Here is a 14,764-nt window from a genome sequence, read left to right as displayed (position 1 = left end):
CGGCCGGTGCCGGGCCGGCTCAGACCGCGGTCAGGATCAAAGCGGCCTGGTCATCGGGGGTGGAGGGGCCCGCGAAGGCGGTCACCGCGGCATTGATCGCCGCGATGAGAGCCGGGGCTCCGGAGGAGCCGCACCCCAGGAGGGCCTCGGCCAGCCGGTGCTCGTCGAAGAACTCGCCGTCGGCCGAGCGCGCCTCGGTGATGCCGTCGGTGACCAGGACCAGGCTGTCGCCCGGATACAGCTCCACCCGGCACGGTGTGCCGTCGAATTCCGGGGCGACCCCCAACAGCAGGCCCGACTGCGCGAGTTGCTCCACGGTGCCGTCGGTGCGGCGGACGAGCGGCGGGACGTGCCCGGCACGCAGCAGCTCCAGGGTGAGCGGGCAGGCGCCGGGCGACAGCTCCCCGTAGACGAGCGAGACGAAGTCGTCCGCGCTGATGGAACTGCCGGTCAGCGCGTCGTTGATGGCGCCGACCACGGCCGCCGGGTCGTGCAGCAGCCGGGCGGCGGCACGCGCGGTGTGGCGGACCATCCCCGTGGTGGTGGCCGCCGCCGCGCCGCGGCCGCGCACATCGCCGATCATCACCGCCCAGCGGTCGTCGGGCAGCGGGAAGACGTCGTAGAAGTCACCGCCGACATCGAGCCCTTCGCCCGCCGGGTGGTAGGACGCCGCCAGCTCGACCCCGGGGATCGTGGGCAGCTCGGGCGGCAGCAGGCCGGCCTGCAGGTCGCGGGCGAGCTGCACGCGGTCGGAGAACTGGTGGGCGTTGTCGGCGCTGGCGGCGGCCCGGCTGGCCAGCTCCTCGGCGAGCGCGATGATGTGGTCGTCCAGCGGCCGGCCGGTGGCCAGCAGGGTCAGCACGCCGAAGGTGCGGCCGCGGGTGGCCAGCGGCACGCAGACGTATCCGGCGGTGCCGGGCAGCCCGGAGCGGGCGCCCGAGCGGTCGGTCTCCGTGCTGCCGGAGGCCAGGACGTGCGCCACCGCCTCGTCGATCCGGTCGCGCACGCCGGGGGAGGCGAGGAAGTCCTCGTCGGCGCCGGTGGCGGCGGCGACCGCGATCCGCCGGGTCCGGCCGTCCTCGACCACATGGACGGTGCACAGCGGCGCCAGCGTCGGCACGGTCAGCCGGGCCAGGCACTGCAGGCAGTCGGTGAAATGCGGCTCGCGGGTGATGGCGGTGCTGGCGTCCAGCACGAAGGCCAGGTCCTCGCGGGCCTCCTTCTCGCGGTCCTGCGCGGCGCGGCCGGCCTCCGTGGCCTGATGGCGCTCGATGGCCAGAGCGGCGGTGCGGGCGAACGCCGAGCTGAGGGCGAGGTCCTGCTCGTCGGGGGCCTTGGGGGTGCGGTGGTACATCGCGAAGGTGCCCAGCAGGCGGCCGTCCGCGCTCATGATCGGGGTGGACCAGCACGCCGCGAGCCCGGCTCGTGCCGCCAGATCGCGGATGCCCTCCCACAGCGGGTCGGTGGCGATCTCGGTGACGATCACCGGGGCCCGCAGATAGGCGGCGGTGCCGCACGAGCCCACGCTCTCCCCGGTGGCGATGCCGTCGACCGAGGCGTTGAAGAAGTCGGGCAGGCTCGGGCCGGTGCCGTGCCACAGATGCCGGCCGTCGTCGTCGCTGAGCAGTACCGAGACGAGCATGCCGGGTGACAGCTCCTCGATGGCCAGGGCCATGCCCGTCAGGATCTCGGCCAGCGGGGCGTCGCGCGCGATGCGCTCCAGCAGGACCCGCTGCTCGGCGGCGAGCAGCTGGGCGTGGTGGTACGAGGTGGTCTCCACCGCGATCACGACCACGCCGTCCACCCTGCCGACCGCGTCCCGGCGCGGCTCGTAGGTGAAGTCGAAGAACCCCTCCCGCTCCGCTCCCGGTGCACCCAGGATCAGCCGTCCGGCGCGGGCCCGGTGGGCGACGCCGCTGCGGTACACCGCGTCGATCCGGTCGAGGACGCCCTGCGCGGCCAGCTCCGGGACCAGCTCCCCGAGCGGCGTGCCCGTACGGTCGCGGTTGCCCCCGATCGTCTCGAAGAACGCAGGATTGGCGGCCTCCAGGAGATGCTGCGGGCCGCTCAGCGCAGCGAAGATCACCGGCGCCTGACCAAAGAGGTCCTCGTACTCCTCACGTCGCAGAGGAGGGGACCGCAGGTGCGCGGTGACCGCGTCTAGACGGTCCGAATCCAGGGACATGACCATGCCCTCTCTTGCCCATACCGATCGCGCGGCCGAGTCACCTCCCACTGTGACACACCGCACCGTGGAGCAGTCCAGGCCCCAGCCGGGCCGGCCACCGGGCGGAACCGGACGGCTACGACGGGCTTCGGGCCCCGGAGCGGACGGGCCCGGGGGAGCGGTCCGTACGTCCCGGGGCGGTGGCGTCCGTTCGGTGTATCCGCGCCCCCTCCTTGGCGGGGAGAGCACCTGAAATGTACTTGTCCTCCCGTACTGTCCTGATGGCCGGAGCCGCCCGTGGACCGCCCGGCGGCGCACCGGGCGGCGGGGAGATTCGCCCCGGGCCGCCCCGCGACACCCGAGGAACGCCGTGATCGAACTCGCCCCGGACCAACTCCCCGCGCCCTGCGCCTGGTTCACCGCCGGAGCCCCGGGAACGGCCGCACTGGCCGAGCACGTGCGGGCCACCGGAACCGGCCGCTGGTGGGCCGACCGCGCCGCCGACCCCCGCACCGTCGCCGTGAGCTGCGCCGGCCAGGTGCTGCTCCGCGGCGATCCGGTCGCCCTGGCCCCCGGCGCCCTCGCGGTCTTCGACGCCCACTACGTGCGGGCGGCCGGCCCCTTCCGACCGGCGCTGGGCAGGGCCTTCGGCCGGATCGTGCCGTGGGAGCGGATGCTCTGGGTCCATCAGGTCCCGGTCCCGGCCGCGCGCCCGCCGCACGGCGTGACGGTGCGCAGGCTGGCACCCGGGGACGCGCCGGCGCTCACCGCCCTCACCGCGGACGCGGCGTGGATCCACGCCACCTGGGGCGGCCCGGCCGCGCTCGCCGCCTCCGGGCTCGGCCGGGCGGCCCTCGACCGGGACCGGATGCTCGCCGTCGCCGCTACCCACGTCCGGGGCACCGCCTACGAGGACCTCGCCTGCTTCACCGCCCCCGACCACCGCCGCCGGGGCCTGGCCCTGGCCTGTGTGACCGCCCTGTGCCGGGACGTCGCCGCCCGCGGCCGCACCGCGAGCTGGACCTGCTCGCGCGACCACCGCCCCAGCCGGCTCCTCGCCTGGAACGCCGGCTTCCGGCTGCGCCACGAGTACGTGCACTTCTTCACCGGACAGCCGGTCACGCGCCCCACGGTCCGCCGGGAAGCCCCGCCCGTCAGGGCCTAGCCTGGAGGAATGGGCGGTGACGTGCTCACGCTGTTCCTCTGCGGTGACGTCATGCTGGGCCGCGGGGTCGACCAGATCCTGCCGCATCCCGGAGACCCGGAGCTGCGCGAGGCCGCCACCCGCGACGCCCGTGACTACGTCGCCCTGGCAGAGGCGGCGAACGGCCCCGTTCCCCGCCCGGCGGCCTTCTCCTGGCCGTGGGGCGAGGCGCTGCGCCTGCTCGACGCGGCGGCGCCCGCCGCCCGGGTGCTCAACCTGGAAACCGGCGTCACCCGGCACTCCGGGTTCGCCCCCGGCAAGGCGATCCACTACCGGATGAACCCGGCGAACCTCCCGTGCCTGGCCGCCGCCCGCCCGGACGTCTGCGTCCTCGCCAACAACCACGTCCTCGACTTCGGCCGCCGCGGCCTGGCGGAGACGCTCGCCACGCTGGCGGCGGCGGGGCTGCGGACGGCCGGGGCCGGCGCGGACGCCGCGGCCGCGAGCCGTCCGGCGATCGTCCCCGTCGCGGGCGGCCGCCGGGTGCTGGTCCTGTCCTTCGGGATGCCCTCCAGCGGCATCCCCGACAGCTGGGCGGCGACCGCGGACCGCTCCGGGGTCGCCTTCGTGCCCGGGCCCTCCCGGGCCGCCGCGGCCGCCCTCACCGACCGGATCCGGCAGCTCAGGCAGCCGGGCGACCTCGTGGTGGCCTCGGTCCACTGGGGCCCCAACTGGGGCTATCACGTGCCCCGCGACGAGGCCGCCTTCGCCCACGCGCTGCTCGACGGCGGGGCGGACGTCGTCCACGGGCACTCCTCGCACCACCCCCGGGCCCTGGAGGCCTACCGCGGCAAGCTGGTGATCCACGGCTGCGGCGACCTCATCGACGACTACGAGGGCATCACCGGCTACGAGCACTACCGGGACGACCTGCGGCTGCTGTACTTCGTGTCGCTGGACGCGGACACCGGCCGGCTCCGCGAACTGCGGATCGCCCCGCTGCGGTCCCGCCGGCTGCGGCTGTGCCCGGTCTCCGCGGAGGACCTCCGGTGGCTGCGCGGGCTCCTGGACTCCCTCGCCGCCGGCTTCGCCCCGTGCACCGCCGCCGGGCCCGGCGGCGCGCTCACCCTGCGCCCCGCCTACTCCTAGGCAACGGCCACCCCCGTCAGGGCAGCAGGGTGTCCAGGAAGGCGTTGGAGAACACCCGCGCCGGATCGTAGGAGTTCAGCGTCTGCCGGGCGGTGCGCCAGTCGTCGAACGCGGCCGGCACCGTGCCGCCCACCACGGAGGAGTCCCTCCACGGCCCGTCGTCCGTGTACGCCCAGCCCTTGGACCACTCGGGCCGCACCGTCGCATAGCCGGTGTAGTTCTGCCAGATCCACTGCTCCAGCTCACGGAAGAAGGGCCCGGCGCCGGGCGTACCGGGGTAGGTGGCGAAGTCGAGCCACACCACGGTGTCCCACTCGGGATGGTCCGGCCGCACCCGCGCCGGGGACAGCAGGGGCCCGTCGACGGGGTCCGTCCCGGTGATGCGCAGCTCGATCGGGCCGTTGACCGGGTAGGAGCCGCGGTTCTGGTACGTGGTGAGCAGGCTCTGGTACCGGGCGTGGAACTCGTGCACCACGCGCTGCACATTCGCCCGCGACGTCAGCACCGCCCAGCCCGCCTCGACGATCCGCAGCGTCGTCGGCTCGACGTACAGCAGGCTGTTCTTCGACCAGCCCCACACGTCCCAGGTACCGGTGACGATCAGCCCGGACCCCACGATGGACATGGCGAGCTTGGTGAACGCCGGGGTCTTGTCGCCCCCGCCCGCGGCGATCTGCCCCAGCAGTTTGGACATGTCCTCGGTGACGCGGTTGGCGAAGGTGTAGGCGTAGGGCCCGTCGAGCTGCTTGGCGAACAGCGGCTTGTCCGGTGCCACGCTCCACACCTTCAGCCACGGCACATCGGTGAACGGGAACCAGATGGCCTCGACGCGGCCGGTGCGGTCCACGTAGGAGCCGAGGGTGCGCCCGCCGGTGCCGGGCGCCCCGAAGACCGTGGCCACGTTCACGTCGTACCAATTCTGGCAGCGGATACGGGTGTTGGCCGCGGCGGTCATCGTCACCTCGGTGACGAAGGCGCGCCCCAGGTGCACCAGGAAGGCGCGCAGGTCCGCCTCGCCGCGGGTGAAGGTCTTGAGGACGTAGCGGCCGTCCGCCGCGCTCCACACCACGGCGGTGAGCGAGGTGACCAGCGCGCTCAGCGTGCCGAAGCCGGAGCCCGCGGGCGGGTTCTCGGTGGCGGTGGGTACCCCGGTGCCGTGCCCGCCGATGGCGAGTACCCCGCCGAGGGTCAGATCGCCCGGCGCGGTGGTGGTGGCCAGGCCGAGCCCCGCTTCCTCCAGGCGGGCGAGGATGGCATCGAGGGTCGCCCCCGTCTGCGCGGTGACGCTGCCGGGGCTGCCGCCGCGCACATCGACCGCGGTGAGGTGAGTGGTGGTGTCGATCAGGACCGTACGGCTGGTGTCGGCCCCGGCGGGCAGCACCAGCGGTGACCAGGTGTGGCCCTTGCCGCGGGCCCGGAGCCGGTAGCCGTGCTGGTGGGCCCAGTTCGCGAGGGTGACGACCTCGTCGGGCGTACGGGCCGACGCGGTCCAGACGTTCTCGACCACGATCTCCAGCGACCAGTTGCGGAAGGCCTGCTGGGCGAGCGGAACGCCGGCGGGGAAGTCGGGAGGAGTGGTCAGGGTGGCCGCGGCGCTGCCCGCGGGGATGCGGTACGCGGGGCGCATGCCCGCGGCCGCCGCGAAGCCCGCGGCGGCGGCCCCGCCCAGGAGCGTGCGGCGGGTGAGGGAGTTCCTGCGAGCGCTCTCGTCGGACATGGCGGTCCTTCCGGCACGCGGCTCGCGGCGTGCCGCCCCGCTGCACCGCGTACGCGTCGTAGAGGTGAGAACCGTACGAGCGCCCCGGTGCGGTGGGGGTGTGCCGGAAGGGTAGGGTGACGGGCCGTCAGTTGCAATGCCCGTGCGGCGCCGGGTGGTTGTGGCCTCCCGTGGTGACCGCGGGCCGGCCGGCGGACCGCCCGGTGACGGCCACCTGCGCCGGGCGCAGCAGCTGGTCGCCGACCCGGTAGCCCTGACGCAGGACCGCGGTGCACAGGGCGCGCTCCAGCCGCTCGTCGGGGGTGTAGGTCACCGCCTCGTGGATCTTCGGGTCGAAGGGGGCACCCGCCGCGCCGACCGGCTGGAGGCCCAGCGCCGCGAGTTCGCTCTCCAGCGACTCGGCGATCCGCCGGAAGCCGCCGGTCACCTCGCCCTGCTCCCTGGCCCCGGCCAGCGAGTCCAGCACGGGCAGCAGCCGGCTCAGCACATTGGCGACGGCGATCTCCCCGACCGCCTGGCGGTCACGGTGCACCCGCTTGCGGTAGTTGTCGAACTCGGCCTTCAGCCGCTGGAGATCGGCGGTCCGCTCCCGGAGTTCCGCGCCGAGCACCGCCTCCGGGGGCACCGGCCGCTCGGTCCGCTCGCCGCCGGACTCCCGCCCGGCCGCGTCCTCCCCCTCGGCCGGACGGGGCGGCAGCGGCCCGGGGCTCTCCTCGGGCCCGTGTCCGACGAGCGCCAGCGGCGGGTGGCGGAAGCCACGCACATGGGGCGGGCGGTTCATCGGGTGCCTCCCTCCTGCTTGTCGTCGTCCACGATCTCCGCGTCGACGACATCGTCCTGCTCGCCGCCGGCCGCCGCGCCGCCCTCGCCGGAGCCTTCCGCGCCCGCCCCGGCGGCCTGCGACTGCGCCTGCGAGTCCGCGTACATGGCCTGGCCCAGCTTCTGCGAGACGGCGGCGACCTTCTCGGTGGCCGTGCGGATCTCGGCGGTGTTGTCGCCCTCGGCGGACTCACCCTTGAGCTTCTCCTTCAGCTCGCCGACGGCCTCCTCGACCTCGGTCTTGATCTCTCCGGGGACCTTCCCCTCGTTGTCCTTGAGGAACTTCTCGGTCTGGTAGACGAGCTGCTCGGCCTGGTTGCGGGTCTCCGCGGTCTCCCGTTTGCGGCGGTCCTCCTCGGCGTGGTGCTCGGCGTCGCGGACCATCCGGTCGATGTCGTCCTTCGGCAGCGAGGAGCCGCCGGTGACGGTCATCTTCTGCTCCTTGCCGGTGCCCAGGTCCTTGGCCGTGACGTGCATGATGCCGTTGGCGTCGATGTCGAAGGAGACCTCGATCTGGGGGACCCCGCGGGGGGCCGGCGGCAGACCGGTCAGCTGGAACATCCCGAGCTTCTTGTTGTACGCCGCGATCTCGCGCTCGCCCTGGTAGACCTGGATCTGCACGGACGGCTGGTTGTCCTCGGCCGTCGTGAAGATCTCGGACCGCTTGGTCGGGATCGTGGTGTTGCGCTCCAGCAGCTTGGTCATGATGCCGCCCTTGGTCTCGATGCCGAGGGACAGCGGGGTGACGTCCAGCAGCAGGACGTCCTTGACCTCACCCTTGAGCACGCCGGCCTGGAGGCTGGCGCCGAGGGCCACGACCTCGTCCGGGTTGACGCCCTTGTGCGGGTCCTTGCCGGTCAGTTCCTTGACCAGCTCGGTCACCGCGGGCATCCGTGTCGAGCCGCCGACCAGGATCACGTGATTGACGTCGGAGACCTCGATCCCGGCGTCCCGCACCGCGTTGTGGAACGGCGACTTGCAGCGCTCCAGCAGATCGGCGGTGAGCTGCTCGAACTGGGAGCGGGTGAGCTTCTCGTCCAGGTGCAGCGGGCCGTCGGCCGAGGCGCTCAGATACGGCAGGTTGATCGTGGTCTCGGTCGCCGCGGACAGCTCGATCTTCGCCTTCTCGGCGGCCTCCCGCAGCCGCTGGGTGGCCATCTTGTCCTTGGACAGATCGATGCCGTAGGCGTTCTTGAACTGCTTGGTCAGATGGTCGACGATCCGCTGGTCCCAGTCGTCGCCGCCCAGGTGGGTGTCGCCGTTGGTGGCCTTCACCTCGACGACCCCGTCACCGATCTCCAGCAGCGAGACGTCGAAGGTGCCGCCGCCGAGGTCGAAGACCAGGATCGTCTGGTCGTTCTCCTTGTCGAGCCCGTAGGCCAGCGCGGCCGCGGTCGGCTCGTTGACGATCCGCAGCACCTTCAGGCCGGCGATCTCCCCGGCCTCCTTGGTGGCGGTGCGCTGGGCGTCGTTGAAGTAGGCCGGCACGGTCACGACGGCGTCCGTCACGTCCTCGCCCAGGTACTCCTCGGCATCGCGCTTGAGCTTCTGCAGGACCCGCGCGGAGATCTCCTGGGCGGTGAAGCGCTTGCCGTCGATGTCCCCGTGCTCCGGGAAGCGCCAGTCGGCCTCGCCCATGTGGCGCTTGACCGAGCGCGCGGTGCGGTCCACGTTGGTCACGGCTTGCCGTTTGGCCACCTCGCCCACCAGGACGTCCCCGCCCTTGGCGAACCCCACCACCGAGGGGGTGGTCCGGGCGCCCTCGGAGTTGGTGATGACCGTGGGCTCGCCGCCCTCCAGCACACTGACCACCGAGTTCGTCGTACCCAGGTCGATACCCACTGCACGTGCCATGGTCTTCTTCTCCTCGCGTTGCGGCCCACTCCCGGAAGCGGCCCGTGATCAGGGGGCAGCGGAGGGGTACGGTGCTCGGGCTCCGCCGCGGGGCGGGCGCCCGGTCCGCCCGCCACCGGGCGCCGGCGCTGCATGAAGCGTGCCGATATATCTGTAAAGATATTCCCATTCAACGCAAAAGGGATGTATGTGCCAGTTCTGGTGCGCTTCCGGCCACCGGTCGGGCCGGGCACGGACCGGGCAGGCACGGACCCGGCAGGCACGGACCCGGCGGACGCGGACCCGGCGGTGCGCCCGGCGGGACACCACCGGGCGCACCGAGAGGCCGCGCTCACCTCGCCGGCACCGGGGCCGAGGTCCACGTGCCGAGGGAGATCTCGGCGGTGATGCCGGGCCCGAAGCCCGCCAGCAGACCACGCTGACCGTCGAGCGCCGAGTCCTCCTCGAACATCCGGCCCAGGGCGTCGAGCACCACCGCGCTGGCGATGTTGCCGTACTCGGTGAGCGTCGCGCGGCTGAACCGGAACGCCTCCGGCGGCACGTCCAGGAAGTGGCACAGGTCGTCCAGAATGCGCGGGCCGCCCGCGTGGACGATGTAGAAGTCCAGGTCGCCCGCGTTCCATTCGTGCTGCTCCGCCATGGCGCGCAGGGCGGGGGCGAGCGGCTTCATGGTGCCGGGCACGCGCTTGTCCAACTGGAAGTGGAATCCCGTGGAGCGCACCGCGTAGGAGATCCAGTCCTCGGTGTTCGGGATCAGGTACGAGCCGTTGCGCTCCAGGCTGATGCCGGCGCCGCCGTCACCCCGCACCACGGCCGCGGCGACCGCGTCCCCGAACAGCCCGTTGGACAGCAGCGATCCGACGCCCAGATCCGTCGGCTGGTAGCACAGCGAGCAGAACTCGCACGCCACGATCAGCACGTTCGCGTCCGGGTAGGCCGTGCAGAAGTCGTGTGCCCGGTTGACCGCGGCGCCGCCCGCGGCGCAGCCGAGTTGGGCGATCGGCATCTGCCGGGTCTCCGGCCGGAAGCCCAGGGTGTTGATGAGCCAGGAGCTCAGCGCCGGCATCATGAACCCGGTGCACGACACATAGACGATCAGATCGATCTGCTGGGGCTCCAGTTCGGCCTGGTCGAGCGCCGTGCGCACCACGGCGGGGACACGGGCCTTGGACTCCTGCTCGTACACCGCGTTGCGGGCGTCGAGACCCGGGTGCTTGAGCACCTTGTCGATCGGCTGGATCAGATGCCGTTTGAGGACACCGGTGTGCTCGATGAGCCGGAGCACGAGTCTCAGCTGCGAATGATCCTTGTGCAGCCGTTGTGCGAGTTCGAGGGTGTCGTCCTGGGTGATGACGTACTCAGGGACCGCGATTGCAGGTTTGCACAGAACCGCCATGGGATGCACTCCTTGCAGACCAGGGACCGCCTTTTCGGAAATTCCCCTCGTGGATGGCGAGTCGTATTCGGCCGGTGAAAACCGCCGCGGAACACATTCCCGGATCACCCGGGACAGGAGAACCGCTGGCGGGCCCACGGGCCCGGGGTCGACGACTCTTGAGGGAAACGGCGGGCCAGTCGAAGAATGACCTCTCCCCGTGCAGATGGATCATCTTTCCGACTAGTAACCGTACGCCGGCCGGGTGAGTTCTGCATTCCGCTGCGCCGGCCGCGGTCACCAGGCGACCGGCAACTCCAGCGGATAGCGCCAGATCGAGGTCGTGTTCCAGCGCACCTCCTCGGCCGGCTTCGCCAGCCGCAGGTCCGGGAAGCGCTCCAGCAGGGCCGTGAGGGCGACTTCGAGCTCCGTGAAGGCCAGCGGGGCGCCCAGGCAGTGGTGCCCGCCCCAGCCGAACGTCATGTGGGACGGCTTGCCCTCACGCTCCAGGTCCAGCTCGTCGGGCCGGTCGAACTTCCGCGGATCCCGGTTCGCCGTCAGATAGGAGACGTGCACGATGTCCCCGGCACGGATCGTCACCCCGCTCAACTCCACGTCCTCGGTGGCGACCCGGGGGATGCCGACGCCCTTGCGGAACGGGATGAACCGCAGCATCTCCTCCATGGCGCGCGGCAGCATCTCGGGCCGCGAGCGCAGCATGGCCAGTTCCGCGGGCCGGGTCAGCAGGGTGTAGGCGAGGTTGCCGATCTCGTAGGTGGTGGTGTCCTGGCCGGTGATGAGCAGCACCATCGCCATGACGGTGAGTTCCTGGTCATTGAGGATCTCGTCGCCGTCACGCGCGGTGGCCAGCGCGCTGATCAGGTCGTCCCCCGGGTGCTGACGGCGCTTGGCGGTCAGCGTCTTGAAGTAGCCGCGCATATCGGCCTTGGCCCGCACGGCCCGGTCCCGGTTGTCGAGGCTGACGTTCATCATGGTCCGGGCATGCGCGCGCAACTGGCCGCGGTCGGCCTCGGGGATGTCCAGCACCTCACAGATGGTGGTCAGCGGCAGCGGTGAGGCCAGGCTCTCCATCAGGTCCGCCGGCGAGCCCTGCGCGGCCATCCGCTCCAGCAGCTCGTCCACGACGTGCTGGGTGCCGGCCCGCATGCGCTCCACCTGGCGCGGCGCGAAGGCCTTGGAGACCAGACTCCGCAGCCGGCTGCTGGCCGGCGGGTCCATCACATTGATCGCCTCGTCCTGGACGATCGGCTCCGGCGTCATACGGGGGAAGTCCCGGCCGATGACACCGCTGCGGCTGAAGCGCCGGTCGGTGGTCACCGTGCGGACGTCCTCGTACCGGGTGACGAGCCACGCCTCGCCCTCGCCGTACGGCAGCCGGATACGCGCAACCGGTTCCTCCTCCAGCAGACGCTTGAGCGTGGGGTCGAATTCAAGAGCCTCGGCATAGTCGAATGGGCAGTTCCATACCTTCGCACCGGATTCCATGGCGAACTCCCGACGTGAGGAGGGGGCGAGCGGAATCACCGCTTGCGCTGAAGAGCACGGGACGCCCACGCACGGCAGCACACGGCCGCGGGCGGAAAGCGCCCGTTCATTCCAAGGATCGAAACACAGGGATGCCCCGGACGGCCTTTCCACGCGATCGGCCCAGCGGGCCCGGGAGTGCGGGGTGCCCGGCATTCCCGGCGGCGCACCGCCCCGGCCCGGGCGGCCGGACCATTGGGCCAATCGGGTGGTGCTGTGGAGGGGGCCGGCGGGGTTTCCGGGCCCCTCCCGTCCGTCCGCCGGGCACCCTCCCGCGAGGACGCCCGGCGGCCCGGCCGGCGGCCGTGCGCGGCGACGGCCCGGTGAACCGCGGGGGAAGTTCTGGCATCTCTTCGGGGGAATGGGTGTTCGGGCGGCGTGTGCTGCATAGCATGTGCAGCGTTGCCCTCGGCCCGGCAGGAGACTCGCCGGAGCCGTGGCGGCGATTTGTCTGCGTCAGGTACGCGAGCGCGTGCCGCGAACGACCCCCGGGAGGCTGGGAGTGCCACGATCGGGCCCCGCATGGCTGCGGTCCGCGCGCTTCCGGGTCACCGTGGGCGCACTCCTGGCAGGGGGAGTGCTGGCGACCCTCGTCCTGGCCGGCCGCCCCGGGGACGCGGCGGGCGACGCCGGGACCGCGGCCGACGGGCTGCCGCACACCGCCGTCGAGGTCTCGTCGAGCGGTTGCGGCCGCGGCTGGGACCGTCCCCGCTCCGGGACGCAGGTCTTCGAGCTGCACAACACCTCCGGCACCGCCGCCGAGGTCTACCTCAAGTCCCCGCGGACCGGGGCGGTTTACGGCGAGACGGAGGGCATCGGCCCCGGCACCACCCGCCGGCTGCGGGTCACCCTGGGGCAGGGCAGCTACGCCTTCATGTGTCTGCCGGACGACGCCGACGCGGTCACCGGGCCCACGGTCCGGATCGCCGGCGGCGGCCGACCGGGCCCGGCGGCCGCCCCGCTCACCCAGCACGACCTGATTCCCCCGGCGCTGGAGTACCAGAAGTGGGTCGCGGGCGGCCTGGACGACCTCGTCGGCCGGACCGCAACGCTGCGTGACGCCCTCGGCCGCGGGGACCTCGCGGGAGCCCGCAGGGCCTGGCTGTCCGCGCACCTCGCCTACGAACGGCTGGGCGCGGCGTACGGCACCTTCGGCGACGCGGACCAGAAGATCAACGGCACCGGCGCCGGCCTGCCGCGCGGCGACCGCGACCCGGAGTTCACCGGCTTCCACCGCATCGAATACGGACTGTGGCACGACGCCCCGGCCGCCTCCCTGCGCGCCCCCGCCGCCGCCCTCCTCGCCACCGTCCGCACGCTCCGGGACGACTGGGCCCAGGAGCGGATGGACCCGGCGGACCTCGGCCTGCGGGCCCACGAAATCCTGGAGAACACCGTCGAGTTCGAGCTGACCGGGCGCACCGACTACGGCAGCGGCAGCAACCTCGCCACCGCGCGCGCCAACATCGACGGCACCCGCGCCGTCCTCAGCCGGCTGCACCCGCTGCTGGTCACCCGCTACCCCGGGCTGCGCAAGCTGGACGACGACCTGGACCGCACCCGCCGGCTGCTCGACGGCTTCCGGCACGACGGCCGGTGGACTCCGCCGGGCCGGCTGGACCGGGCCGCGCGGGAGCACGTCAACGCGGTGTTCGGGGACCTGGTGGAACGGTTGGCGTCGGTGGCGACGCTGTGCGACGCACGGAGAACGGTGTGAGGGGCATGAACGGTGTCGGGCGACGGGGATTCCTGCGGGGGGCGGCGCTGGCCGGTGCCGGTCTGGCGGCCGGCGGCACCGCGTCCGCCGACGCCCCGCCGGCGGACGGCGGGCCGGTGGCGCTGCCCGTGCCGGGTCCGGGACTGCTGTCGGACGCCGCGCTGCCGGTCCCGTTCCACGGCACCCATCAGGCATCGGTGACCGCCCCGCCGCGCCGGGTCACGGCGTTCGCCGCGTTCGATGTGACCGCCGGGAGCCGCAGCGAGCTGGCCGACCTGCTGCGGACCGTCACGGCCCGCGCCCGCTTCCTGACCGGCGGCGGAGAGCCGGCACCGGTCGGCATCACCGGCCCGCCCGCCGACTCGGGCCTGCTGGGGCCCCAGGTCCCCGCCGGCGCCCTGTCGGTGACGGTCGGCGTGGGGGCCGCCCTCTTCGACGACCGCTTCGGGCTGCGCGGCCGGGCACCGCGCCGCCTGACCACCATGCCCTCCTTCCCCGACGACGACCTGCGGCCCGAGTGGTGCCACGGCGACCTGAGCCTCCAGCTGTGCGCCGACGACACGGACACCGTGCTGCACGCCCTGCGCGACCTCGCCCGGCACACCCGCGGCGGGATGCAGGTGCGCTGGCGGTTGGACGGCTTCACCTCGCCGCCCCGGCCGTCCGGGACGCCCCGCAACCTCCTCGGGTTCAAGGACGGGACGGCCAACCCCGACGCCGGCTCCGCCCGGGAGATGGACCAACTGGTGTGGGTGGGGCGGGGCGCGGGCGAGCCGGACTGGGCGGTCGGCGGCAGCTACCAGGTCGTGCGGCTGATCCGCATGCTGGTGGAGTTCTGGGACCGGGTGTCGCTGACCGAACAGGAGCGGATGTTCGGCCGCGCCCGGGAGACCGGCGCACCCCTGGACGGCGACGCCGAACACGACATCCCGCACTACCCCGGGGACCCCAAGGGCGATGTGATCCCCCTGGACAGCCACATCCGGCTGGCCAACCCGCGCACCGCCGACACCGCGGGCCAGCGCCTGCTGCGCCGTGCCTACAACTACGACAACGGGACGGACGGCAACGGCAACCTCGACATGGGCCTGCTGTTCTGCTGCTACCAGCGGGACCTGGCCCGCCAGTTCGAGACCGTGCAGCGCAGACTGGCCGGTGAGCCACTGACGGACTACATCAAGCCCTTCGGGGGCGGATACTTCTACGCGCTGCCGGGTGTCCGGGGAGAATCGGACTGGTACGGCCGGGCGTTGCTCGCATGAGCGGCGGAGGTTCGG

At 72.8% G+C, this 14,764-nt stretch carries 10 protein-coding genes; 4 read left to right on the top strand and 6 right to left on the bottom strand.

Annotation, left to right across the window (positions count from 1 at the left end; translation table 11 throughout):
* Positions 1–19: 19 nt before the first annotated feature.
* Positions 20–2,185, bottom strand: a complete 2,166-nt coding sequence (locus ACQP17_RS02195; protein ID WP_433854667.1) for a SpoIIE family protein phosphatase — start codon at positions 2,183–2,185, stop codon at positions 20–22.
* 352 nt (positions 2,186–2,537) lie between these two features.
* Here ACQP17_RS02195 and ACQP17_RS02190 point away from each other — a divergent pair, with 352 nt between their 5' ends.
* Both ACQP17_RS02190 and ACQP17_RS02185 read left to right on the top strand, forming a co-directional pair.
* The gene (locus ACQP17_RS02190) at positions 2,538–3,332 is read left to right on the top strand and encodes a GNAT family N-acetyltransferase (protein WP_433854666.1); all 795 of its coding nucleotides are present in this window, start codon (positions 2,538–2,540) and stop codon (positions 3,330–3,332) included.
* A gap of 9 nt (positions 3,333–3,341) precedes the next feature.
* Entirely contained in the window at positions 3,342–4,460 is a 1,119-nt protein-coding gene (locus tag ACQP17_RS02185; protein WP_433854665.1) for a CapA family protein, read from the top strand.
* 16 nt (positions 4,461–4,476) lie between these two features.
* On the opposite strand, the gene ACQP17_RS02180 is transcribed toward ACQP17_RS02185, so the two are convergent.
* From ACQP17_RS02180 to ACQP17_RS02160, 5 genes are all read right to left on the bottom strand, one after another.
* The gene (locus tag ACQP17_RS02180; protein ID WP_433854664.1) at positions 4,477–6,177 is read right to left on the bottom strand and encodes a cholesterol oxidase substrate-binding domain-containing protein; all 1,701 of its coding nucleotides are present in this window, start codon (positions 6,175–6,177) and stop codon (positions 4,477–4,479) included.
* 127 nt (positions 6,178–6,304) lie between these two features.
* Positions 6,305–6,958, bottom strand: coding sequence for a nucleotide exchange factor GrpE (gene grpE, locus ACQP17_RS02175; protein WP_433854663.1), 654 nt, complete (start codon positions 6,956–6,958; stop codon positions 6,305–6,307).
* Positions 6,955–8,850 carry a molecular chaperone DnaK gene (gene dnaK, locus ACQP17_RS02170; protein ID WP_433854662.1) on the bottom strand — a complete coding sequence of 632 codons (1,896 nt, stop codon included), beginning with the start codon at positions 8,848–8,850 and terminating at the stop codon, positions 6,955–6,957. Before dnaK ends, grpE begins: the two co-directional genes overlap by 4 nt.
* Before the next feature lie 331 nt (positions 8,851–9,181).
* Positions 9,182–10,246, bottom strand: a complete 1,065-nt coding sequence (locus ACQP17_RS02165) for a type III polyketide synthase (protein ID WP_433854661.1) — start codon at positions 10,244–10,246, stop codon at positions 9,182–9,184.
* A gap of 276 nt (positions 10,247–10,522) precedes the next feature.
* Positions 10,523–11,731, bottom strand: coding sequence for a cytochrome P450 (locus ACQP17_RS02160; RefSeq protein WP_433854660.1), 1,209 nt, complete (start codon positions 11,729–11,731; stop codon positions 10,523–10,525).
* A gap of 541 nt (positions 11,732–12,272) precedes the next feature.
* Here ACQP17_RS02160 and ACQP17_RS02155 point away from each other — a divergent pair.
* Complete coding sequence (locus ACQP17_RS02155) at positions 12,273–13,487, top strand: EfeM/EfeO family lipoprotein (protein ID WP_433854659.1); 1,215 nt, start codon at positions 12,273–12,275, stop codon at positions 13,485–13,487.
* A gap of 5 nt (positions 13,488–13,492) precedes the next feature.
* A complete protein-coding gene (efeB, locus tag ACQP17_RS02150; RefSeq protein ID WP_433854658.1) occupies positions 13,493–14,749 on the top strand; it encodes an iron uptake transporter deferrochelatase/peroxidase subunit in 1,257 nt (418 codons plus the stop codon).
* The last annotated feature ends 15 nt before the right edge of the window (positions 14,750–14,764 follow it).

The sequence above is a fragment of the Streptomyces kronopolitis genome (assembly GCF_050953795.1).
Lineage (GTDB): Bacteria > Actinomycetota > Actinomycetes > Streptomycetales > Streptomycetaceae > Streptomyces > Streptomyces kronopolitis_A.
The sequence above is the reverse complement of the archived record's forward strand: the minus strand, read 5'-3'. Positions and strand labels throughout refer to the sequence as shown.

What these genes read in the sequence shown, in the direction of transcription:
- ACQP17_RS02195 (WP_433854667.1), bottom strand. Translation starts at nt 2,185, where the DNA reads ATGTCCCTGGATTCGGACCGTCTAGACGCGGTCACCGCGCACCTGCGG.
- ACQP17_RS02185 (WP_433854665.1), top strand. Translation starts at nt 3,342, where the DNA reads ATGGGCGGTGACGTGCTCACGCTGTTCCTCTGCGGTGACGTCATGCTG.
- ACQP17_RS02180 (WP_433854664.1), bottom strand. Translation starts at nt 6,177, where the DNA reads ATGTCCGACGAGAGCGCTCGCAGGAACTCCCTCACCCGCCGCACGCTC.
- grpE (WP_433854663.1), bottom strand. Translation starts at nt 6,958, where the DNA reads ATGAACCGCCCGCCCCATGTGCGTGGCTTCCGCCACCCGCCGCTGGCG.
- dnaK (WP_433854662.1), bottom strand. Translation starts at nt 8,850, where the DNA reads ATGGCACGTGCAGTGGGTATCGACCTGGGTACGACGAACTCGGTGGTC.
- ACQP17_RS02165 (WP_433854661.1), bottom strand. Translation starts at nt 10,246, where the DNA reads ATGGCGGTTCTGTGCAAACCTGCAATCGCGGTCCCTGAGTACGTCATC.
- ACQP17_RS02160 (WP_433854660.1), bottom strand. Translation starts at nt 11,731, where the DNA reads ATGGAATCCGGTGCGAAGGTATGGAACTGCCCATTCGACTATGCCGAG.
- efeB (WP_433854658.1), top strand. Translation starts at nt 13,493, where the DNA reads ATGAACGGTGTCGGGCGACGGGGATTCCTGCGGGGGGCGGCGCTGGCC.